At 72.8% G+C, this 23,338-nt stretch carries 13 protein-coding genes, 1 tRNA gene and 1 pseudogene; 13 read left to right on the top strand and 2 right to left on the bottom strand.

Translation table 11 applies throughout. From position 1 onward, the window contains the following. Positions 1-18 precede the first annotated feature (18 nt). The 11 genes from bldG to R2S09_RS00025 all read left to right on the top strand — a co-directional run bounded on the left by bldG (position 19) and on the right by R2S09_RS00025 (position 16,518). Positions 19-360, top strand: a complete 342-nt coding sequence (gene bldG, locus R2S09_RS00075) for an anti-sigma factor antagonist BldG (RefSeq protein WP_009189842.1) — start codon at positions 19-21, stop codon at positions 358-360. 106 nt (positions 361-466) lie between these two features. Continuing rightward, positions 467-898, top strand: coding sequence for an ATP-binding protein (locus R2S09_RS00070; protein ID WP_306188686.1), 432 nt, complete (start codon positions 467-469; stop codon positions 896-898). A gap of 312 nt (positions 899-1,210) precedes the next feature. After that, positions 1,211-3,616, top strand: a complete 2,406-nt coding sequence (locus R2S09_RS00065; RefSeq protein ID WP_306188685.1) for a sodium-translocating pyrophosphatase — start codon at positions 1,211-1,213, stop codon at positions 3,614-3,616. Positions 3,617-3,812: 196 nt separating this feature from the next. After that, a complete protein-coding gene (locus R2S09_RS00060; protein WP_306188684.1) occupies positions 3,813-4,430 on the top strand; it encodes a small secreted protein in 618 nt (205 codons plus the stop codon). 150 nt (positions 4,431-4,580) lie between these two features. Further along, entirely contained in the window at positions 4,581-6,110 is a 1,530-nt protein-coding gene (locus R2S09_RS00055; RefSeq protein ID WP_306188683.1) for a methyltransferase, read from the top strand. Between the two features lie 201 nt (positions 6,111-6,311). Continuing rightward, positions 6,312-6,509 carry a hypothetical protein gene (locus tag R2S09_RS00050; protein ID WP_306188682.1) on the top strand — a complete coding sequence of 66 codons (198 nt, stop codon included), beginning with the start codon at positions 6,312-6,314 and terminating at the stop codon, positions 6,507-6,509. 256 nt (positions 6,510-6,765) lie between these two features. Beyond that, positions 6,766-9,591 carry a type I DNA topoisomerase gene (gene topA / locus R2S09_RS00045; protein WP_316739033.1) on the top strand — a complete coding sequence of 942 codons (2,826 nt, stop codon included), beginning with the start codon at positions 6,766-6,768 and terminating at the stop codon, positions 9,589-9,591. 98 nt (positions 9,592-9,689) lie between these two features. Beyond that, entirely contained in the window at positions 9,690-13,097 is a 3,408-nt protein-coding gene (gene tmk / locus R2S09_RS00040) for a dTMP kinase (protein WP_316739032.1), read from the top strand. A 180-nt stretch (positions 13,098-13,277) separates the two neighbouring features. Beyond that, positions 13,278-14,483 (top strand): DNA polymerase III subunit delta', encoded by a 1,206-nt coding sequence (locus R2S09_RS00035; RefSeq protein WP_316739031.1) that lies wholly within the window; start codon positions 13,278-13,280, stop codon positions 14,481-14,483. 163 nt (positions 14,484-14,646) lie between these two features. Then, on the top strand, positions 14,647-16,326 hold the full coding sequence (locus R2S09_RS00030; protein ID WP_399143901.1) for an alpha/beta hydrolase: 1,680 nt from the start codon (positions 14,647-14,649) through the stop codon (positions 16,324-16,326). Positions 16,327-16,444: 118 nt separating this feature from the next. Beyond that, positions 16,445-16,518: transfer RNA gene (locus R2S09_RS00025), tRNA-Thr, on the top strand. Between the two features lie 140 nt (positions 16,519-16,658). Here the strand turns inward: R2S09_RS00025 and R2S09_RS00020 are convergent. Next, complete coding sequence (locus R2S09_RS00020) at positions 16,659-17,630, bottom strand: D-2-hydroxyacid dehydrogenase family protein (RefSeq protein WP_306188673.1); 972 nt, start codon at positions 17,628-17,630, stop codon at positions 16,659-16,661. 100 nt (positions 17,631-17,730) lie between these two features. On the opposite strand from R2S09_RS00020, the pseudogene R2S09_RS00015 reads away from it, so the two are divergent. After that, positions 17,731-17,940 (top strand): annotated as a pseudogene (locus R2S09_RS00015) (glycosyltransferase family 2 protein); the annotation flags it as partial. A 528-nt stretch (positions 17,941-18,468) separates the two neighbouring features. Beyond that, positions 18,469-21,570: a BTAD domain-containing putative transcriptional regulator gene (locus R2S09_RS00010; protein ID WP_316739029.1), complete on the top strand. Its 3,102-nt coding sequence runs from the start codon at positions 18,469-18,471 to the stop codon at positions 21,568-21,570. A gap of 45 nt (positions 21,571-21,615) precedes the next feature. Here the strand turns inward: R2S09_RS00010 and R2S09_RS00005 are convergent, their stop codons facing one another. Further along, positions 21,616-23,319: a bifunctional 3'-5' exonuclease/DNA polymerase gene (locus R2S09_RS00005; RefSeq protein WP_316739028.1), complete on the bottom strand. Its 1,704-nt coding sequence runs from the start codon at positions 23,317-23,319 to the stop codon at positions 21,616-21,618. Positions 23,320-23,338: the final 19 nt, after the last annotated feature.

The raw sequence follows: 23,338 nt of genomic DNA, 5'->3' as shown, positions 1-23,338 counted from the left end.
CAAGGTGCTGGAGGATCCGTGGACCTGTCCCTGTCGACCCGTACCGTCGGCGATCGTACGGTCGTCGAGGTCGGTGGCGAAATCGACGTATATACCGCGCCCAAGCTGCGCGAGCAGCTGGTCGAGCTGGTGAACGACGGGAATTTCCACCTCGTCGTCGACATGGAGGGCGTGGACTTCCTCGACTCCACCGGTCTCGGCGTGCTGGTCGGCGGTCTGAAGCGAGTGCGTGCCCACGAGGGCTCGCTGCGCCTGGTCTGCAACCAGGAGCGCATTCTCAAGATCTTCCGCATCACCGGTCTGACCAAGGTGTTCCCGATCCACACCTCGGTCGACGAAGCGGTGGCGGCCACCGACTGACCGCCGGTCCCGGGCCGGTGTCCGGGGCGGAAGAACTTCACGCGGGAGACCGGGCTCTCGGCGGCCCGGCCCCGCGACAGCACGCCCGTAGCTCCTAGGGGGATGCATGGCCACCGTCGAACTCCGCTTCAGCGCGCAGCCCGAGCATGTCAGGACCGCCCGGTTGGTGGCGGCAGCGGTGGCGCGCAGGGCCGGAGTGGACGAGGCCGTCCTCGACGAGGTCAGGCTCGCCGTCGGCGAGGCCTGCTCCCGTGCGGTCGGGCTGCATCAGAGCGGCGGCATCGTGGCACCGGTGACGGTGATGCTGATCGAGGAGGAGAAGCAGTTCTCCATCGAGGTCGGCGACGAGGCCCGCCACGCGTCGCACGGCCCCGGGGACGCTCCGGGCGCCGTGGACGACGCGGAGGCCGAGGAGGACGAGATGGGCCTCGCGGTCATCAGCGGTCTGGTCGACGACGTGAAGGTCACGGCCGGGCAGGACGGCGGGTTGATCAAGATGACCTGGCCGACCACACCGCCCACCGCCGTGCTCGCCTGAGCCGGCGGCTCAGAGTTCTCGTGCCGAAGGGCCCCACCGAGGTGGGGCCCTTCGGCATGTCGCGGGACGGGTGAACGTACCTACTATGGGTTGGCCATCATTTCGTGAAGTCATTCACGAGCGATAGCCTGATAATGGATCAAGGGTCAATGCTCCAGAGGCATTACCGCTTTCGGGTGTCGTAGCGCCCGGCGATCATTTGCTGAGAAGGGTGTGACGGCTGATTCCATTTACCGCACACTGTTTTGATCGGGTTCAGCTACCTACAATCCGTCCACATCTTGAGCTCAGCCCAAGCGTCAAGGAGGACGAATGGCGGGGCTTTCTACCCCTCATCAGTTGGGCCAACCCACAACCTTCGCAGCCGCAGTGCTGACCCACGACAATCGGATCATCGTGGCGGTCATCGCGGCCGTCGCGCTGGCCGCGCTCGTGGTCGCGGGCGTCCTGGTGCGCCAGGTGCTCGCGGCGGGCGAAGGCACCGACAGCATGAAGAAGATCGCGGAAGCGGTTCAGGAAGGCGCGAAGGCCTATCTGGGCCGTCAGCTGCGCACGCTCGGCGTATTCGCCGTCGTCGTGTTCTTCCTGCTCATGCTGCTGCCCGCGGACGACTGGAATCAGCGCGCCGGACGATCGGTGTTCTTCCTGATCGGAGCAGCGTTCTCGGCGGCCACCGGTTACATCGGCATGTGGCTCGCCGTGCGCAGCAATGTGCGTGTCGCCGCGGCGGCGCGGGAAGCGACACCGGCGGAGGGTGAGCCGGAAAAGGATCTCACCACCGTCTCGCACAAAGCCATGAAGATCGCTTTCCGTACGGGCGGTGTCGTCGGCATGTTCACGGTGGGGCTCGGCCTGCTGGGCGCCTCCTGTGTGGTGCTCGTGTACGCGGCCGACGCACCGAAGGTGCTGGAAGGCTTCGGCCTCGGCGCCGCGCTGATCGCGATGTTCATGCGTGTCGGCGGCGGCATCTTCACCAAGGCCGCCGACGTCGGCGCCGACCTGGTCGGCAAGGTCGAGCAGGGCATTCCGGAGGATGATCCGCGCAATGCCGCGACCATCGCCGACAACGTGGGCGACAACGTCGGCGACTGCGCGGGCATGGCGGCCGACCTCTTCGAGTCCTACGCGGTCACGCTGGTCGCCGCGCTCATCCTCGGCAAGGCCGCCTTCGGCAACGACGGGCTCGCCTTCCCGCTGCTGGTGCCCGCGATCGGCGTGATCACCGCCATGATCGGCATCTTCGCGGTGGCACCTCGGCGCGCCGACCGCAGCGGCATGTCCGCGATCAACCGCGGCTTCTTCATCTCCGCGGTGATCTCGCTGGCGCTGGTCGCGATCGCCGTCTACACCTATCTGCCGTCGTCGTACGCCGACCTGACCGGCGTCACCGACGCGGCGGTCCGCGGCAAGGACGGCGACCCGCGGATCCTCGCCCTGGTCGCGGTCGCCATCGGGATCCTGCTCGCCGCCGTGATCCAGCAGCTGACCGGCTACTTCACCGAGACCACCCGGCGGCCGGTCCGCGACATCGGCAAGACCTCGCTCACCGGCCCGGCCACCGTCGTCCTCGCCGGCATCTCCGTCGGCCTGGAGTCGGCCGTCTACACCGCCCTGCTGATCGGCCTCGGCGTCTACGGGGCGTTCCTGCTCGGCGGTACGTCGATCATGCTGGCGCTGTTCGCGGTGGCCCTGGCCGGCACCGGCCTGCTCACCACGGTCGGTGTGATCGTCGCCATGGACACCTTCGGCCCGGTCTCCGACAACGCGCAGGGCATCGCCGAGATGTCCGGCGACGTCGAGGGCGCGGGCGCACAGGTGCTCACCAACCTGGACGCGGTCGGCAACACCACGAAGGCCATCACCAAGGGCATCGCCATCGCCACCGCCGTACTCGCGGCGTCGGCGCTCTTCGGGTCGTACCGCGACGCGATCACCACCGGTGCGCAGGACGTCGGCGCGAAGCTGTCCGGACCCGGTGCTCCGATGAGCCTGATCATGGACATCTCGCAGCCCAACAACCTGGTCGGTCTCGTCGCCGGAGCCGCGGTCGTCTTCCTCTTCTCCGGCCTGGCGATCAACGCGGTGTCGCGGTCGGCGGGCTCGGTGGTGTTCGAGGTACGGCGGCAGTTCCGTGAGAAGCCCGGGATCATGGACTTCACCGAGAAGCCGGAGTACGGCAAGGTCGTCGACATCTGCACCAAGGACGCCCTGCGCGAACTCGCCACGCCCGGCCTGCTCGCCGTCATGGCGCCGATCTTCATCGGGTTCACCCTCGGTGTCGGCGCGCTCGGCGCATACCTCGCGGGTGCCATCGGCGCGGGCACGCTGATGGCGGTGTTCCTCGCCAACTCCGGCGGCGCCTGGGACAACGCCAAGAAGCTCGTCGAGGACGGCCACCACGGCGGCAAGGGCAGCGAGGCCCACGCCGCCACCGTCATCGGCGACACGGTCGGCGACCCCTTCAAGGACACCGCCGGTCCCGCGATCAACCCGCTGCTGAAGGTCATGAACCTGGTGTCGCTGCTCATCGCGCCCGCGGTCATCAAGTTCAGCTACGGCAGCGACAAGAGTCTCGGCGTACGGATCGCGATCGCGGTCCTCGCGATGGCCGTCATCGTCGTCGCGGTCTACATCTCCAAGCGGCGCGGAATCGCCGTGGGTGACGAAGACAACGCCGAACAGGTGTCCAAGCCGGCCGATCCTGCGGTGGTTTCGTAGGCGGTCGTACGACAGGCCCAGTTCACGAGGCGGGCGGGCGGCGCACACATGGCGTCGCCCGCCCGCCTCGTGTGCGCCCGGACCCGCTCCCGTGAGCCTTCTCTCGCTTGGTGCAAATGGCTGCAAGAGAGGTCATATGGTGCGCTCGGACCCTGGTTGCCGCCCATCCGGCGTGTATGTTCCGGGGCCGAGAGCCATGGAAGGGACCAAACCGGTGAACAAGAAGCTCGCGGCCGCACTGTCCGGCGGTGCGGTACTGGTACTGGCACTGACGGGATGCACCGGCAACAGCGCCGACGACAAGAACGACGCGCTGGACGCCTGGGCCAAGCAGGTGTGCGAAGGGGTGCAGCCGCAGGCGAAGAAGATCGAGGCCGCCAATGCCGCGATCCAGAAGGAGACCTCGGACAACAGCTCTCCGGCCGACGTGCGGAAGACCGACGCCCAGGCCTTCCAGGACATGTCCGACGCCTACAAGGCCATCGGCTCCGCCGTGAACACGGCCGGTGTGCCCAAGGTCGACGACGGCAAGAAGAAGCAGCAGGACGCCGTCAAGGAGCTCAACGACCTCGGCGCCTCCTACGCCTCGCTCAAGCAGCAGGTGGACAAGCTCGACACCAAGGACCAGGCGAAGTTCGCGGACGGCCTCAAGGACATCGCGACCCAGCTGGACAAGCTGAGCAAGAGCGGCAGCGACGCCCTGAAGAACCTCGAGGAGGGCGACGTCGGCAAGGCGATGGCCAAGCAGCCGAGCTGCAAGTCCGCCTCCGCCTCCGCTTCCGCCGCCGCGTCGGACGCGACGGCCAACGGCTGACCCGTACGCGCGCGTGCCGCCGCACCACAGGCACGCGCGCGCGATGCCGCGCGTACGACTTCGGTGGGATGTGCGCGTACGACACCGTGGGACGCGCGCGTACGCGTCGGCGGGACATGCGATGTCGGTGGGAGCCGACACAATGGGTGCGTGAGTGACTCCAGCCTGCCCGCACCGACCGCCCTGCCCGCCGCCGACCGCCCCGATGTCGCCGCCCGGCTCCGGGACGCCCTGCTCGGTGCCTCCTTCACCGCCGACGGCCTGCTCGAACTGCTCGGCGCCCCCGCGTACGCGGCGCTGGCGCGCAGCGAGACCGTGCCCGCCCTCCGGGCGACGCGCGGGGACACACCGCTGGAACTGCTCGTCCGCCTGTTCCTCCTCCAGCAGCCCGTGCCGTCCGCGCGCGTGGCGGACGTCCTGCCCGTGCCGGAGTGTCTGGAGACCGGCTGGCTGACGCGTGTCGGCGGGGACGAGCTGGCCGCGACCGTGGACGTCAGGCCGTACGGCGGGCTCGACGGCGAGGACTGGTTCATCGTCTCCGACCTGGGCTGCGCGGTCGGCGGCGCGGGAGGCATCGGCAGCCGCGAGGAGGGCGTCGTCCTCGGCGTCGGCGGCGCCTCCACCACCCTGGCCGGCATCACGGTCCGTACACCCGTCGATTCCGCGCTCGACCTCGGCACCGGCTCCGGCATCCAGGCCCTGCACGCGAGCCGGCACGCCACCCGGGTGACCGCCACCGACGTCAACCCGCGCGCGCTGCACATCACCGCGCTCACGCTCGCCCTGTCCGGGGCCCCGGCCGCCGATCTGCGCCAGGGTTCGCTGTTCGGGCCGGTCCGGGACGACGAGACGTTCGACCTGATCGTGTCCAACCCGCCCTTCGTGATCTCTCCCGGTGCCCGGCTGACCTACCGCGACGGTGGGATGGGCGGGGACGATCTGTGCCGCACGCTCGTTCAGCAGGCGGGGGAGCGGCTGAACGAGGGCGGGTTCGCGCAGTTCCTCGCCAACTGGCAGCACGTGGAGGGGGAGGACTGGCAGGACAGGCTCAGGTCATGGGTGCCCCGCGGGTGCGACGCGTGGATCGTGCAGCGCGAGGTGCAGGACGTCACGCAGTACGCCGAGCTGTGGCTCAGGGACGCCGGCGACCACCGCGGTGACCCGGCCGAGTACCAGGTGCGCTACGACGCCTGGCTGGAGGAGTTCGAGGCGCGCAAGGTGAAGGCGGTGGGCTTCGGCTGGATCACCCTGCGCCGGACGGGCTCGGCCGTGCCCTCCGTCATCGCCGAGGAGTGGCCGCACCCCGTCGAGCAGCCGCTCGGCGACACCGTGCGCGCGCACTTCGCCCGCCTCGACTATCTGCGGGAGCACGACGACGCGGCCCTGCTCGACGGACACTTCCGGCTCGTCGGAGAGATCGTGCAGGAGCAGGTCGGGCTGCCGGGCGCCGAGGATCCGGAGCACGTGGTGCTGCGCCAGCAGCGTGGGATGCGCCGGGCCACCACGGTGGACACCGTCGGCGCGGGCTTCGCCGGTGTCTGCGACGGGACGCTGAGCGCCGGCCGGATCCTGGACGCCATCGCCCAGCTGGTGGGCGAGGACCCGGCGCTGCTGCGCGACCGGACGCCCGCGCAGATCCGGCTGCTGGTGGAGCAGGGGTTCCTGGAGCCCGCTCACTGAGGCCGGAGAACAGACGACAGGGGGCAGCCGGCGGCGAACTTTTTTCGGACACGGCCCCGGAACACGTGAGCCACCGGCCGATGACCGTGCGTGAGCGGGAATGGGAGCCCGTCCGCCCCCCGTTCACCAAGGGTTGGCCCGGCCGTCGTCCGCGCGTGCCAGCCTCCCCGACCGGGGCTCCGGAACGGGGAGGGGACATACATGGAGAGCGGACCGGCGATCTTCGCTGGGGCGGTGTTCGCCCTGTTCGGAGCGGTTCTGCTGGGGTGGACGGCGGTCCGGGTACGGCAGCGGGAACCCGTCGCGCTCGGCGTACACCCGATCATGGCGGCGACCGCCGCGAGCGTGATCGCGCTGGGGGCTCTGGCCCTCGGAACGTGGTGTTTCTCACGCCTGTGAGGACCACCGCGGCACCCCGGTCCGCGTAACCGGCACGTCACGATGCGTGTCCGGCCGGGCGGGCGGGTGAGCGGTCCGGGCGGCAGGAAGGGCTGTAGTCGGGTTACCGTTCGAGTGGCCGTTGCGGGCTTTTCCCGTTTGACACGGGGGCGGGCTGTACCGTCACACTCCGCAGCGTCAGCACGACCCGACCCCGGGAAACCAACGCCTGGGGAGACCCAGCGAGACCCAGCGTCGACCGGAGAGAAGAGCGAAGTTGTCCCCGACCAGCGAGACCGCACAGGGCGGCCGCCGACTCGTCATCGTCGAGTCGCCTGCCAAGGCGAAGACGATCAAGGGCTACCTCGGCCCCGGCTACGTCGTCGAAGCGAGCGTCGGGCACATCCGCGACCTTCCCAACGGCGCCGCGGAGGTTCCCGAGAAGTACACCGGCGAGGTCCGCCGCCTCGGTGTGGACGTAGAACATGACTTCCAGCCGATCTATGTCATCAACGCGGACAAGAAGGCACAGGTCAAGAAGCTCAGGGATCTGCTGAAGGACTCCGACGAGCTCTTCCTCGCCACTGACGAGGACCGGGAGGGCGAGGCCATCGCCTGGCACCTCCAGGAGGTCCTGAAGCCGAAGATCCCGGTCAAGCGGATGGTCTTCCACGAGATCACCAAGGACGCGATCCGCGAGGCCGTCGCCAACCCGCGCCAGCTCAACCAGAAGCTGGTCGACGCCCAGGAGACCCGCCGCATCCTCGACCGCCTCTACGGCTACGAGGTCTCGCCCGTGCTGTGGAAGAAGGTCATGCCGCGGCTGTCGGCCGGCCGTGTCCAGTCGGTGGCGACCCGGCTCGTGGTCGAGCGGGAACGCGAGCGGATCGCCTTCCGCTCCGCCGAGTACTGGGACCTGACGGGCACCTTCGCGACCGGCCGCGCGGGCGACCCGTCCGACCCGTCGTCGCTGGTCGCCCGCCTGCAGACGGTCGACGGCCGACGCGTTGCCCAGGGCCGGGACTTCGACTCCCTGGGGCAGCTGAAGTCCGCGAACACCCTCCACCTCGACGAGGCCAACGCCCGTGCGCTCGCCGCGGCCCTGGAGAACACCCGCTTCTCCGTCCGCTCCGTCGAGTCCAAGCCGTACCGCCGCTCGCCGTACGCCCCGTTCCGTACGACGACGCTGCAGCAGGAGGCCAGCCGCAAGCTCGGCTTCGGCGCGAAGGCGACCATGCAGATCGCGCAGAAGCTGTACGAGAACGGCTACATCACGTACATGCGTACGGACTCCACGACGCTGAGCGACACGGCGATCGCCGCCGCCCGCGCCCAGGTCACCCAGCTGTACGGCGCCGACTACCTGCCGCCGCAGCCGCGCACGTACGCCGGGAAGGTCAAGAACGCGCAGGAGGCGCACGAGGCGATCCGCCCCTCGGGCGACCGTTTCCGCACCCCCGCCGAGACCGGTCTGACCGGCGACCAGTTCAAGCTGTACGAGCTGATCTGGAAGCGGACCGTCGCCTCCCAGATGAAGGACGCCACGGGTAACTCCGTCACCGTGAAGATCGGTGGCACCGCCGCGGACGGCCGGGACGTCGAGTTCAGCGCCTCCGGCAAGACGATCACCTTCCACGGCTTCCTCAAGGCCTACGTCGAGGGCGCCGACGACCCGAACGCCGAGCTCGACGACCGCGAGCGGCGCCTGCCCCAGGTCACCGAGGGCGACTCGCTGAGCGCCGAGGAGATCACGGCCGACGGCCACTCGACCAAGCCCCCGGCCCGCTACACCGAGGCCTCGCTGGTCAAGGAGCTCGAGGAGCGCGAGATCGGCCGCCCGTCGACGTACGCGTCGATCATCGGCACGATCCTCGACCGCGGCTATGTGTTCAAGAAGGGCACGGCCCTGGTGCCGTCCTTCCTGTCCTTCGCCGTGGTGAACCTCCTGGAGAAGCACTTCGGACGGCTTGTCGATTACGACTTCACCGCCAAGATGGAGGACGACCTCGACCGCATCGCGCGCGGCGAGGCCAAGGCGGTGCCGTGGCTGAAGCGTTTCTACTTCGGTGAGGCCAACGGCATCGGCGGCGCGGCCGAGGCAGGCAACGGCGACGGGGACCACCTCGGCGGGCTCAAGGAACTGGTGACGGACCTGGGCGCGATCGACGCGCGCGAGGTGTCGACGTTCCCGGTGGGCAACGACATCGTGCTGCGCGTGGGCCGCTACGGACCGTACATCGAGCGCGGTGAGCGGGAGACCGAGGCCCACCAGCGCGCCGACATCCCCACCGACCTGGCCCCGGACGAGCTGACCGTCGAGCTGGCCGAGGAACTGCTGGCCAAGCCCAGCGGCGAGCGAGCGCTGGGCACCGACCCGGAGACCGGGCGCCCCGTCGTCGCCAAGGCCGGCCGCTACGGTCCGTACGTCACCGAAGTGCTCCCCGAGGGCACGCCGAAGACGGGCAAGAACGCGGTCAAGCCGCGCACGGCCTCGCTCTTCAAGTCGATGTCCCTGGACACGGTGACCCTGGACGACGCGCTGAGGCTCATGTCGCTGCCGCGTGTCGTCGGCACCGACGCGGAAGGCGTCGAGATCACCGCGCAGAACGGTCGCTACGGTCCGTATCTGAAGAAGGGGACGGACTCGCGCTCGCTGCAGTCCGAGGACCAGATCTTCACGATCACGCTGGAGGAGGCGCTGGCGATCTACGCCCAGCCCAAGCAGCGTGGCCGGGCCGCGGCCAAGCCGCCGCTGAAGGAGCTGGGCGAGGACCCGGTCAGCGGCAAGCCGGTCGTGGTCAAGGACGGGCGGTTCGGTCCGTACGTCACCGACGGCGAGACCAACGCGACCCTGCGCTCCGGCGACAGCGTCGAGACGATCAGCCCCGAGCGCGGCTTCGAGCTGCTCGCGGAGAAGCGCGCGAAGGGCCCCGCCAAGAAGACCGCGAAGAAGGCGGCCGCCAAGAAGACGACGGCGAAGAAGACGACGTCCACGGCGGCCAAGAAGACCGCGGCCAAGAAGACGACGACCGCCAAGAAGACGACCGCCGCGAAGAAGACGGCCGCGAAGAAGGCGACCGCCTCGAACGCGGCGGAGGACTGATCACGGGCAGACGCGCGCCCCGGCATCGCTTCGGTGCCGGGGCGCGCACGTTCGGACGGTCACGGCGTGCTGTCGGTGCGTCCCGATAGGCTGAACGCATGACGCGAGCCGAGCAGCCAACGGCCCACACCCCGGCCCCCGACGACGCACTGGTGGCGGACTCCCGCGAGCGCGCCGTCCGTGCCCTGCTGCGCCGACCGCAGCTGAAGCGGCTGTGGAGCGCACAGCTGGTGGGGGGCATCGGGGACACTCTCGCGCTCCTGGTCCTGGTCGTCCTCGTCCTGCAGGCGACGCTCGCCCAGGGCTCCTTCGGCGGCGGCTACCGGGGCGTGGCGTTCGCGGTGGCGATCGTCTTCGGGGCGCGGATCCTCGCGACCGTGCTCTTCGGCGCGGTCCTCCTCGGCCCGCTCACCTCGCTGACCTCCCAGGATGGGCCGCTCGACCGGCGCTGGACCATGGTCGGCGCGGACGGGCTGCGGGCCGCGCTGATGATCGCCGCACCGCTGTGGATCGACTGGACACCGGGCAACGCGCCGGCCGTCCTGGTGGTCACCGTCTTCGTGACCGGGATCGCCGAGCGCTTGTGGACCGTGTGCCGCGAGAGCGCCGCCCCCGCCCTGCTGCCCGCACCGCCCCCGGAGGGCGCCACCGTACGGCCCCTGCCGGACCACATGGACGCCCTGCGCCGCCTGTCGCTGCGCACGAACTTCCTGGCGATCCCGCTGGCCGCCGCCGCACTGGTCGTCGCGTCCCTGTTCAACAACCTCCTGGGCACCGGCGTCGCCTGGTTCGACCAGCACCAGGCGGCCCTCGGCGCATACGTCGCGGCCGGTCTGTTCGCCGCGTCCCTGTCCGTGCTGACCTCTCTGGAACTGCCCGGCACCCGCACCCCGCGCGCGCGGTCCCCGCTCGAGGGGCTGCGCCGCCCGAGGACGGGCACCGGCGTCGACAACGGCCGCACGGGGGCCGTTCCGCTGCTCGTGCTCGCCTCCGCCGCCGTCGCCGGGGCGATCGCCGCGGCGGTCTCCGTCTGCGTGCTGCACGCCGCGGACCTCGGCGGCGGCCCGGTGCTCTACGGGCTGGCGGTGCTCGCCCTGACCGGCGGAGTCGCCGTCGGCATCCGTACGGCACCCAGGGCACTCGTGGCGCTGTCCCGGCGGCGGCTGCTGGCGCTGGCCATCGCCGTCACCGGCATCGCGCTGCTCGCCGCCGGACTCGTCCCGGACGTCACCACCGTCCTGCTGATCCTCGCCGTGGCCGGCGTGGGCGCGGGCATCGCCGCCAACACCGGGCACACCCTGCTCGACCAGGAGGCCGAGGACTACCGCCGGCCGCGCATGACCGAGCACCTGCACGCGGTGGTACGTGTCTTCGTCGCCCTCGGTGCCGTGCTCGCCCCGGTGGTCGCGGCCGGAATCGGTCCCCACCGGCTGGAGAGCGGCCGGTTCGTGTTCGCGCACGGCGGCGCCGCCTTCACGCTGATGCTGGTCGGCGCGCTGCTGCTGCCGGTGGCCGCGCTGGTGCTGGCCAAGGTCGACGACCGCTCCGGCGTACCGCTGCGGCAGGACCTGGTCGACGCGCTGCGGGGCGACGACCCGCTGACGGCGCCCGCGGAGTCGGGTTTCTTCATCGCCCTGGAGGGCGGCGACGGCGCCGGGAAGTCCACGCAGGCCGAGGCGCTCGCCGACTGGATCAGGGCCAAGGGACACGAGGTCGTGGTGACCCGCGAGCCGGGCGCGACACCGGTCGGCAAGCGGCTGCGGTCCATCCTGCTGGACGTGTCCTCGGCCGGCCTGTCGCACCGCGCGGAGGCCCTGCTGTACGCGGCCGACCGCGCGGAGCACGTCGACACCGTGGTGCGGCCGGCGCTGGAGCGCGGCGCCGTCGTGATCTCCGACCGGTACATCGACTCGTCGGTGGCCTACCAGGGCGCGGGCCGCGACCTGTCGCCCACGGAGATCGCCCGCATCAACCGCTGGGCGACGAACGGGCTCGTGCCCCATCTGACGGTCCTGCTGGACGTGTCACCGGACGTGGCCCGGGAGCGGTTCACCGAGGCGCCGGACCGGCTGGAGTCCGAGCCGGCGGAGTTCCACGCGCGCGTGCGCTCCGGTTTCCTCACCCTGGCCGCCGCCGACCCCGGCCGCTACCTGGTGGTGGACGCGGGCCAGGAGCCCGAGGCCGTCACGACCGTCGTACGGCATCACCTCGACCAGATGCTGCCGCTGTCCGAGGCCGAGGTGAAGGCCCAGGAGGAGGCGCGGCGGCAGGCCGAGGAGGAGGCCCGCCGCAGGGCCGAGGAGGAGGCCCGGCGCAAGGCCGAGGAGGAACGCCTGGAGCGTGAGCGCAAGGAGCAGCTCGCCCGGCTGCGCGCCGAGGAGGAGGAACGCAAGCGGCGCGAGCTGGAGGAGGCGCAGCGCCGCGAGGCCGAACGCCAGGCGGAGGAGGCCCGGCAGCGGGCCGAGGAAGCGCGTCGGCGCGCCGAGGAGGAGCGTGCCCGGCTGCTCGCGGAGGAGCAGGCCCGGGCGGAGGCCGAGGCCCGCCGCAAGGCCGAGGAGGAACGCCTGCGCCGGCAGGCCGAGGAGGAGGCCCGGCTGCGGGCCGAGGCCGAGGCGCGCCGCCTGGAGAAGCAGCAGAAGGCCGAGGAGGCCCTTCTGCGGGCGGAGGAGGCCCGGCGGGCGGCCGAGCAGGCGGCTGCCGCCGCGCAGGCCGGTCCGCGCCGGTCGGCGCCTCCCGCCGCCGATGCCATGCCGCCGGAGGCGGTGACCGTGCCGACGCCGGTGGTGACGCCGACGGACGCCGCGGGCGGCCCGGCGAACCCGCCGGGCGGTCCGACGGACGAGACGGCGGTCCTGTGGCCGGTACAGGACGACGAGCGGGCAGAGGGCTCGGCGGGCGAGGGCCCGGCCGAGGGTTCGAGCGCGCCCCAGGAGCCCGGGTCCGCGCCCGACTCCGAGGTCACGGCCGAGCTGCCGCAGCCGATCACGCCTCCGGCCGGTCCGGAAGGCGCGGGAACCCCGGGAGTGCCGGGCGCGGCGGACGAGACGGCGGTCCTGCCGCCGGTCGGTGCCGGGGAGCCCCCCGCCGGGGCGGCCGACGAGACCGCGGTGCTGCCCCCGGTGCGGTTCGACGACCCCGCGGACGCGCACAGTGCCCGGGGCGCCCAGGGTGCTTCGGGCGACCGGGACGACCGGGACGTCCGTGGCGGGGACATCGCGGACCGCGTTCCGCCCGGGTTCTTCCGGGACGAGCGGCCGGCGGCCGCCCGGCCGGACGGCTCCGACGACCGTACGCGCGAGCTGCCGCAGATCGAGGCCGAGGGCGGCGCGCCACGGCGGCCCCGGCCGGACTGGGCCGAGGAGACCCCGCTGGACGACCTGCCGACGCTGGCGGACGAGCTGCTGGGACCGCACGAGTACCAGGAGGGCGGCGAGGCCGAGGAGGAGTACGACGACGGCCACGGGAACGGACGGGGCCGCGGACGCGGCCGCGGCCGACGAGGCTGACCCCGGAACCCGCGGAGGGCCTCTCCGCCGGAACCTGCGGAGGGTCCCTCCACACCTCCACGACCCCTCCATGGCGTCGCCGGCCTCGTGCCCGGTCGGCCGGCCGCCGGACTCGTTGTCAGTGGCTGCCCGCACAATGGATCCCGGAGCACGAACCAGGACGGAAGGGCGGCGTGACCCATGAGCGTGTGGGACGACCTCGTCGGGCAGGAGAGGGTCAGCGAGCAGCTGGCCGCCGCCGCCCGGGACGCCGACGCCCTGGTCACGGCGGCGTCCGGTGACGCCCCGCCGCCGGAGGCGTCGAAGATGACGCACGCGTGGCTGTTCACCGGACCGCCCGGAGCCGGGATCACCCAGACGGCGCGGGCCTTCGCCGCGGCGCTGCAGTGCGTGAGCCCCGACCGCGCGCTCGGTGGCGCCCCCGGCTGCGGTTTCTGCGACGGCTGTCACACCGCGCTGGTCGGCACCCACGCGGACGTCAGCACGGTCGCCGCCGTCGGCGCCGAGATCCTGGTCAAGGACATGCGGGACACCGTCCGCAAGTCGTTCACCTCCCCGGCGAACGGCCGCTGGCAGGTGATCCTCGTCGAGGACGCCGAGCGGCTGAACGAGAAGTCCGCCAACGCCGTTCTGAAGGCGGTCGAGGAACCCGCCCCGCGCACGGTCTGGCTGCTGTGCGCACCCTCGATCGAGGACGTCCTGCCCACCATCCGCTCCCGCTGCCGCCACCTGAACCTGCGCACACCGTCGGTGGCCGCCGTCGCCGACATGCTGGTGCGCCGCGAGAGCGTGGAACCCGGCGTCGCGGCGGCCGCCGCCCGCGCCACTCAGGGCCACGTGGACCGGGCCCGACGCCTGGCCACCGACCCGGCCGCGCGCGAGCGCCGCGCCGCCGTGCTGAAGCTCCCGCTCCGTCTCGACGATATCGGCGGCTGCCTCAAGGCCGCCCAGGAGCTGGTCGACGCCGCGTCGGACGACGCCAAGGCGCTCGCCGAGGAGATGGACACCAAGGAGACCGAAGAGCTCAAGGCGGCGCTGGGCGCGGCCCAGGGCGGCCGGCTGCCGCGCGGCACGGCGGGCGTGATGAAGGACCTGGAGGACAAGCAGAAGCGCCGCCGCACGCGTACGCAGCGCGACAGCCTCGACCTCGCCCTGACCGATCTCACCGCGCTGTACCGCGACGTCCTCGCCCTCCAGCTCGGCTCCCGTGTCGCGATCGCCAACGCGGACGTGGAGGACGTCCTGGAGCGCATCGCGCGCGGCAGCTCCCCGGAGTCGACCCTGCGCCGGATAGAGGCGATCGCCGCCTGCCGCGACGCCCTCGACCGCAATGTGGCCCCGCTGCTGGCCGTGGAGGCGATGACGATGTCCCTGAGAGCCGGCTGACGGGTCGGCCGGCAGGCCGGGCCGGCGGGTGCGGCCGGACAGATCCAGCCGACAGGTCGGTCGCGCCCCGTCCGCCCCGCTCGGGCTGTTGAGGGCTTCACTCGTACGAGGCACGACGCCTACGAAGCGCACCGGAGCGATCGCAGAGAGTTACGCTCGCCTGATGTACATCAGGCGCGCCCTCCGTCCGGCCAGTCAGGGTCCCCGAGGTTCCCGGAGTCCCGGAGATTCCCGAGAGCCCCAGGCCCCCCGACCCCCCGTCGCCACCCGCGTGGTCCGCCTGGCCCGCACAGCCCGTGCGGGCGGCGTCCTCCTCGCGGCCGCCGCCCTGCTCGCCTCGGCCTGCTCCTCCGCGAGCACACAGCGCCAGTCCGCGCCCGCGGCGAGCACGGTCCTGGCCGCGCTGCCGCGGTCCACGCCCTCCGCCCTCGAGCCGTACTACGTCCAGAAGCTCACCTGGCGCGACTGCGGGGCCCCCGGCTTCCAGTGCGCCACGCTGAAGGCACCGCTCGACTACGCCGACCCGTCCGCGGGCGACATCCGGCTGGCCGTGGCCCGCAAGAAGGCCACGGGACCGGGCAGCCGCCTGGGCTCGCTGCTGGTCAACCCCGGCGGCCCGGGCGGCTCGGCCATCGGCTACCTCCAGCAGTTCGCCGGCGTCGGCTATCCGGCCGAGGTCCGCGCCCGCTACGACCTGGTGGCGATGGACCCGCGCGGGGTCGCCCGCAGCGAGCCCGTGGAGTGCCTCGACGACCGGAACATGGACACCTTCACCGAGACCGACATCACTCCCGACGACCGCGCCGAGACCGACGCGCTCGTCGGCGAGTTCCGGAAGTTCGCGGAGGGCTGCGGTGCGCACGACCCCCGGCTGCTGCGGCACGTCTCCACCATGGAGGCGGCCCGCGACATGGACGTGCTCCGGGCGGTCCTGGGTGACCGGAGGCTGAACTACGTGGGGGCGTCGTACGGGACGTTCCTCGGCGCGACGTACGCCGGGCTGTTCCCGGACCGAGCGGGCCGTCTCGTGCTGGACGGTGCGATGGACCCGTCCCTGACCGCGCGCCGGCTGAACCTGGACCAGACGGCGGGCTTCGAGACGGCCTTCCAGTCGTTCGCGAAGGACTGCGTGCGCCGTAGCGACTGCCCGCTCGGCGGACCGGGCACCACTCCGGCGCAGGCCGGCGACCACCTCGCGGTCTTCTTCCACAAGCTGGACGCACACCCCATTCCCACCGGGGACCCGGACGGCCGCCGCCTCGTCGAGGCGCTCGCCACGACCGGGGTCATCGCGGCGATGTACGACCAGGCGGCCTGGCCACAGCTGCGCGCGGCACTGACGGCGGCGATGCAGAAGAACGACGGCGCCGGCCTGCTCGCCCTCTCCGACACCTACTACGAACGTGACACCCGGGGCCACTACAGCAACCTGATCTTCGCCAATGCCGCCGTGAACTGCCTGGACCTGCCCCCGGCCTTCTCCGGCCCGGCCGCAGTGGAGGAGGCCCTGCCCGCCTTCCGGAAGGCGTCCCCGGTCTTCGGCCAGGGCCTGGCCTGGGCGTCCCTGAACTGCGCGTACTGGCCCGTGAAGCCCGCCGGCGAGCCGCACCGCATCGAGGCGAAGGGCGCGCCCCCCATCGTGGTCGTCGGCACCACACGCGACCCTGCCACCCCGTACCGCTGGGCCCAGTCCCTGGCTTCCCAGCTCTCCTCGGCCCGCCTGCTCACCTTCGTCGCCGACGGCCACACCGCCTACGGCCGCGGCAGCCGCTGCATCGACTCCGCCATCGACACCTACCTCCTCCACGGCACCCCGCCGACACAGGGAAAGCGCTGCTCATAGCCCCCATGCCCGCCCCACGCACCGCCCCGGAAAGCCCTCGTCGGGGCGGGTGCGAAGCACCCCCGGAAACTGTGTAGACTTACCGACGTTGCCGAGCGCACCATGGTGCGGGCAGCGCGCCGCTTTAGCTCAGATGGCCAGAGCAACGCACTCGTAATGCGTAGGTCTCGGGTTCGAATCCCGAAAGCGGCTCCGGGAAACCCCAGGTCAGATACCTTCTGCCTGGGGTTTTTGCACTCCGTTGGCTGGTCGCCGGGCCCGGCCGGGGGATGTGGGGTGTCATGCGTGATCGGATGTGGCCCTGCTCCGGCTTGTGATCGGCACCTGGGCACTCATCGTGCTGCCTGCGGCAGCAGGCGTATCGGGGTGCCGGCCAGGTAGGCCTCGATGGCCTCCACCGCCTGGCCGTAGTAGCGCTCGTAGTTCGCCCGGGAGACGTAGCCCAGGTGCGGGGTGGCCAGCAGGCGTGGGGCGGTGCGCAGGGGATGGTCCGCGGGGAGTGGTTCGGTGTCGAAGACGTCGATGCCCGCGCCGGCGATGCGGCCCTCGTGCAGGACGGTGAGCAGGGCTTCCTGGTCGACGATCGCGGCGCGGGAGGTGTTGATCAGATGGGCCGTCGGCTTCAGGAGGGCGAGTTCGGGGGCGCCGAGCAGGCCGCGGGTGCGGTCGCTCAGGGCCAGGTGGACCGAGACGAAGTCCGCGGTGGCGAGGAGGTCTTCCTTGGTGGGGGCCAGGGTCACGCCCACCTCGTCCGCCCGCTCTTTCGTCAGGTTCTGGCTCCACGCCGTGACCTCCATGCCGAAGGCGAGCCCGACCCGGGCGACCCGGCTGCCGATCCTGCCGAGACCCAGCAGACCGAGGCGGCGGCCGTGCAGGTCGGCGCCCACGGTGGACTGCCAGGGGCCGCCCGAGCGCAGGGCGTTGTTCTCCTGCACGATGCCGCGGGCGAGGCCGAGCAGCAGGGCCCAGGTGAGCTCCACCGGCGGGGTCGAGGAGCTCTCGGTGCCGCACACCGTCACGCCGTTCGCGCGCGCGGCGCCGTAGTCGATGACGGAGTTGCGCATGCCGGAGGCGACCAGCAGTTTCAGGCGCGGAAGGCGGTCCAGGAGCGAGGCGGGGAAAGGCACCCGTTCGCGCAGGGTCACCACGATGTCGGCGTCCGCGAGCGCCGTGGCCAGTGCGTCCTCCGTGGCGAAGTGTTCGGCGTACGGGACCACCTCCACCCGGTCCCGGAGCGGCGACCAGTCGGCCGCGGTGGTCGCGGCGTTCTGGAAGTCGTCGAGCACGGCACAGCGCAGTCGCATGTCTGTTCTCTCTTCTCTCTCCATGAAATGACCGGTCTCCCTCCATGAGATGCCCGGCGATCCGGCGTCGGGAGACCCGGCGGAACCGAGGCAACGTACCGCCCGCAACCGGGTCCGGCTGGTCCGCCGGAGGCTGCCGCTCGTGCTGATCCCGGTACACCTGGGGGTGTGGACGCTCCCGACCCTTGTGCGAACCCGGTCGATCGCCGGGCTGCGAGCCTGGGCGGGAGGGTTCGTGGAGGGGCTGCGGCGGCCCGCGGGGGAGCGGCGGCCCATGCGCCGGCGCACCGTGTGGCGGCTCACGCGGCTCACAGGGCTCACTGGCTCACCCGGCTCAGGCGGCTCAGGGGCTCACGCAGCTCGGCCGGCCGCCCGTCGTCTGACCGCCGGTTCCGGACCGGCGACCGGGTCCTGCGCGCGGACAGGACCCGCGGGGACCGGCCAGACCCGGCGCACGTGTCGGCCCGGCGCGCGGCCGGACCCCGGCGTGCGTGTGGCGCGCGCGGCCGGTGCAGGGGGCACGCGCCCAGGCAACCGGACGCACATGAACAGGCCCCGGCGCACGACAGGGCGGCACGGGGCGTGAACGGAAAGGGCAGGAGGCGCGGACGGGGTCCCGGTCGTTCACCTCCGCCGACCGGGACCCCTCGCGTCCACGGACCAGGCCGACGGCGACACTCCCCCGAGCTGCGCACCCCGTGCGCGCGCCGGTCGGGCCCTGATCCGATGAAATGATCACATCAGGTCCGGCCAACAGATCGCTAACATGGGGCCGGTTGTTCTCCTGGCGGAGAGGGGCGGTCGCGGCCGCTCGGAGAGGCAGTGAACGGACGGTGTGATGCGCGGCGAGCTGCGGTTCGGGCTGCTGGGGCCACCGGTCCTGTACGAGCCCGCCCCCGGTGAGTATGCCGTCCGTCCCATCGGCAGTCCCAAGGTGCGTGCCCTGCTCGCCGCGCTGCTGCTGGAGGCCGGGCGGGTCGTCTCCGTCGAGTCGCTGAAGGAGGCGCTGTGGGGCGCGGCACCGCCGGTCTCCGCGCAGGCCTCGCTGCACAACCACGTGGCCCGACTGCGCCGGCTCCTCGACGACCCCGACCGGCTGCGCGCCGTACCGCCCGGCTATCTGCTGCGGGTCGGCCGGGGGGAGCTGGACCTCCATCTCTTCGAGGCGCGGGTCGCGGAGGCGCGTGCCGCGCACGCCGGCGGGGAATGGGCGCGGGCGGCGCGCGCGTGCGCGGACGCGCTCGTGCTGTGGAGGGGCACGCCGCTCAGCGGCCTGCCCGCCGGTTTCGGCGGGTACGCCCTGGTGCAGCGCCTTCAGGAGGCGCGGCTGCTGCTCCTGGAGTGGCACTACGACGCCGAACTGGGCCTCGGCGGCACCCGGCCCTCCGGGCTCGTGCCGGAACTGGCGGCGCTGGCCGCCGAGCACCCGCTGCGCGAGGCGTACCACCGTCAGCTCATGCTCGCCCTGCACCGCACCGGCCGGCAGGCGGAGGCGCTGGCCGTCCACCGCGATCTGCGCGCCCGGCTGATCGAGGAACTCGGCGTCGAGCCGGGGCCCGCCGTGCGGGAGGCCCACCTCGAAGTGCTCAGAGGCGCCGGGGACGAGCACGTCGACGGCGCGGAAGGCCCCGCCGGGCCGGCACCACCGTCCAAGGACACCCCGCAGCCGCCGCGCCCCGCGCAACTCCCGCCTCCGCCCGCTCACTTCACCGGACGGGACGACGTCCTGCCCGCCGTGCGCAGGGCGCTGACCGCGAACCACGGCGAGGCCGGCGGCAGTCCGCTCGTCGTCCTCAGCGGCATGGCCGGCGTCGGCAAGACCGCGCTCGCGCTGCATGTGGCCCATGGCCTGGTGAAACGTTTCCCTGATGGGCAGCTCTACGTCAACCTGCACGGCGCCACGCCCGGCATGACCCCTCTCGCCCCGGAACAGGCCCTGCGCTCCCTCCTCCTCGACCTGGGAACCGATCCGCGCCACGTCCCCGAACACCCGGACGCGGCCGCCGCGTTGCTGCGGTCCCTGCTCGCGCCGACGCGCACGCTGCTGGTGCTGGACGACGCCGGAAGCGCCGCGCAGATACGGCCGCTGCTGCCGGCCGGCGCCGGCTGCGCGGTGATCGTGACCAGCCGCTCCCCGCTGACCGCCCTCGACGGCGCCCACCGCTTCCCGCTCACCCCGCTGTCCGCGCCCGACAGCGCGGCACTGCTGCGGGCGGTCTCCGGACGCGACGACCGGGACGGCCTCGACGCGGGGCACCCGCTCGTCGAACTCACCGGCCGCCTCCCGCTCGCCCTGCGCGTCGTCGCCGCGCGGCTGGCCGCCCGGCGCGCCCTCACCCCGGACGCGCTGGCCGGGCAACTGGCCGCCACCGAAGGACGGTTGCACCATCTGGAGTACGACGACCTGAGCGTGCGCCGCTCCCTGGCCGTCGCCCACGACGCGCTCGCCGTCTCCGAACGCGAGGCCGACCGCGACGCGGCCCTCGCCCTGCGCCGCATCGGCGCGCTCGACCTGCCCGCCTACGGCGCGGCCCTGCTCGCCGCCCTCACGGGCACCGACGAGCGCCGTGCCGAGGCCGCCCTGGACCGCCTCGTCGACGTGGCCCTCCTGGAGGAGACGGCACTCGGGCGCTACGCCCCGCACGACCTGGTACGCGACTTCGCCCGCGAACTGGCGACATCCCAAGCGCGTGCCGCCGCACCTCCCGCCGCGGGCGGCGGTGCGGGCTCCCGGAGGGTGCGGGGCCAGGGCGTGGCGGACGCGATGGACGTGGCGCACGTGGGGGACGTCGTAGAAGTCGCCCTGCGCTGGTATGCGGCCGTGGCCGAGCGGGTGCTCGCCGCGGTCGTCGAGCCCGGTCATGAACGGGACGACCGCCGCCGTCCCACTGTGTCCGGACCGTCCGAGAACACCGCCGACGCCCTCGCCGTTCCGTCCTTCGGGTCCGCCGAGGAGGCCGCCGAATGGGGGCGCGGGGAGCTCTCGAACGTCGTCGAGCTGGCCGGGCGCTACTCCGGCAGCGACCCGGGCGGCGCGCGGCGGGACGCGTACCTCTCCCGCCTCCTGCGCCTCTTCTTCCCCTACGTCCAGCGCAGCGGGCGCGTCGCCGAGATGGAGGTCCTCGGGCGGGCCGCGCTCGCCGTGGCGCGCCGGCTGGGGGACGAGGCGGCCGAGGCGTACGCGCTGAGCGATCTGGCCGGACTGCACTTCCTGACCGGCCGGCACAGCGACGCCCTCGCCCTGAACGACGCCTCGCTCGCGATCTGGCGGCGGCTCGGTGTCGCCTCACGCATCCGGCGCGGCCTCAACAACCGCGGTCTGCTCCTCGAAGGGCTCGGCCGGTACGCCGAGTCCGGGCAGGCGCTGCGGCAGAGCCTGGCGTACTCGCGGCAGCTCAACGACCCTTATGGCGAGGCCGTCACCCACAGCCACCTCGGCAACCTCTACGAGCACACCGACCCGCGCGCCGCCATCGAGCAGCACCGGCGTTCGCTCGCCATCGGCGACGAGATCGGCGCCGTCATCGTCCAGCACACCGCGCACTGCAACATCGGCTACGCCCACCTCGCCCTCGGCGAACCGGCCGCCGCCGCCCGGCACTTCGAGGAGAGCCTGCGCATCCTCGGCGGGCACGGCGACTGGCACGGCGAGTCCCAGACCCGGCTCGGACTGGTCCGCGCGCTGCGGCAGCTGGGCCACACCGAACGCGCCCACCGCGAGTGCGCCGAGCTGCTGTGCCGCGCCGACACCCGCGCCGACCGCTACACGGGCGGTCTCGCCCGCCACCAGCACGGGCTCCTGCTGCGGCAGCAGGGCCGTACCGAGGAGGCGTACGCGCAGTGGCGCACCGCGCTCGCCGCCCTGGACGGCACGGACGAGAAGGCGGTGACGGGCGAGCTGCGGCAGCTGCTCGCCGACCCGCCGCCGGGCGCACGCTGACCCGGCGGTGCCGTGCCGGGGGTCGGTCCGGGGGCGCCGCGGCCGTCACTTGGCGTCCGCATAGCACTCCACCACCGCCGTCGTGAACGGGAACCGCACCGGGGTCTCACCGAAGGTGAGGCGCCCCGCCAGCTCCGCCGCCTCCCGGATGGCCTCGACCACCGTCTCGGCCTCGTGCTCCGGGCAGTGCACGATCACCTCGTCGTGCTGGAAGAAGACCAGTTCGGCCGCCATGTCCCGGCAGGCGCGGCGCAGCCCGGCGAGCAGCAGCAGGGCCCAGTCGGCGGCGCTGCCCTGCACCACGAAGTTGCGGGCGAAGCGGCCGCGGGCGCGGGAGTTGCCGGAGGCGTACCCCGGCATCCAGCCCTGGTCGGCGGACTGTCCGGACGGCCCTTCGGCGGGGCGCTCCTGGGGGAGGCCCGCCTCCTCCGACGCGTCCTCCGCCGCCCCGGCCGCCGGCGGGCATGTCCGCCCCAGCCAGGTCCGCACCAGCCGGCCCTCCTCGCCGGCCCGCGCCGCCTCGTCGACATAGGCCACCGCGCGGGGGAAGCGGCGTCTGAGGGCGGCCAGGTTCTTCAGCCCGTCGCCCGAGGTCTGGCCGTAGACCGCGCCGAGCACGGCGAGTTTGGCCTGGGCACGGTCGCCGGAGAAGGCACGGTCGGAGACCGACTGGTAGAGGTCGCTCTCCCGGCCGGCCACCTCCATCAGCCCGGGGTCGCGGGAGATGGCCGCCAGCACGCGCGGCTCCATCTGGTCGGCGTCGGCGACGACCAGCCGCCAGCCGGGATCGGCGACCACCGCCCGCCGGATCACCTTGGGGATCTGCAGCGCGCCGCCGCCGTTGGTCACCCAGCGCCCGGTGACCGTCCCGCCCGCGAGGAACTCCGGCCGGAACCGTCCGTCCCGTACCCAGTCCTGAAGCCAGGACCAGCCGTGGGCGACCCAGATCCGGTACAGCTTCTTGTACTCCAGCAGGGGCTCCACCGCCGGGTGGTCGACGGACCGCAGCTCCCACCGGCGGGTGGAGCCGACCTTGATCCCGGCCCGGGCGAAGGCCTTGACGACGTCGGCGGGCAGATCGGGGCGGACCCGGCGGCCGAAGGCGGCGGACACCTCCTCGGCGAGCTCGGCCAGGCGACGCGGTTCCCCGCCGCCCGCGTACCGCTCGCCGAGCAGCTCGTGCAGCACCCGGCGGTGCACGTCCGCGCTCCAGGGCAGGCCCGCCTGGTTCATCTCGGCCGCCACCAGCATGCCCGCCGACTCGGCGGCGGTCAGCAGACGCATGCGGTCCGGGTGCGCGGCCCGCTCGTGCCGCCGCTGCTGCTCGGCGTAGACCGCGAGCAGGTCCGCCAGCGGCAGACGTACGCCCTGCGGCTCGAAGAGCGAGGACTGCGCGCCGGGCGCGGCGGAGCGCTGCGGCGGATCCGGTGGTACGGGGCCGCCGCGCAGCCGGGCCAGGGCGGCGGCCGCCGAACGGGGCTCGCCGTGGCGCCCCTCGTGGCCGAGGAGGAGCGTCTCGGCGTCCTCGATGTCGTAGCACCGCTCCACGCGCACCCCCGCGGCGAGCAGACGCGGATAGACCTCGGCGGTGGACCGCCACACCCACCGCGTGACGTCCGGCCTGCTGCGGACGGCCTCGGCGAGGTCCGGCTCCTCGCGCACCGGCCCGGCGGGCAGCCCGTCCGGGCCGAGGGGGGCGAGCTCCGCGCCACCGTCCTCGGCCGGAGCCAGAGCCCACCGGTCGGTCATGTCCGCGAGTGTCGCAGGC

It is taken from the genome of Streptomyces sp. MK7 (assembly GCF_032658145.1).
Lineage (GTDB): Bacteria > Actinomycetota > Actinomycetes > Streptomycetales > Streptomycetaceae > Streptomyces > Streptomyces spiralis.
The sequence above is the reverse complement of the archived record's forward strand: the minus strand, read 5'-3'. Positions and strand labels throughout refer to the sequence as shown.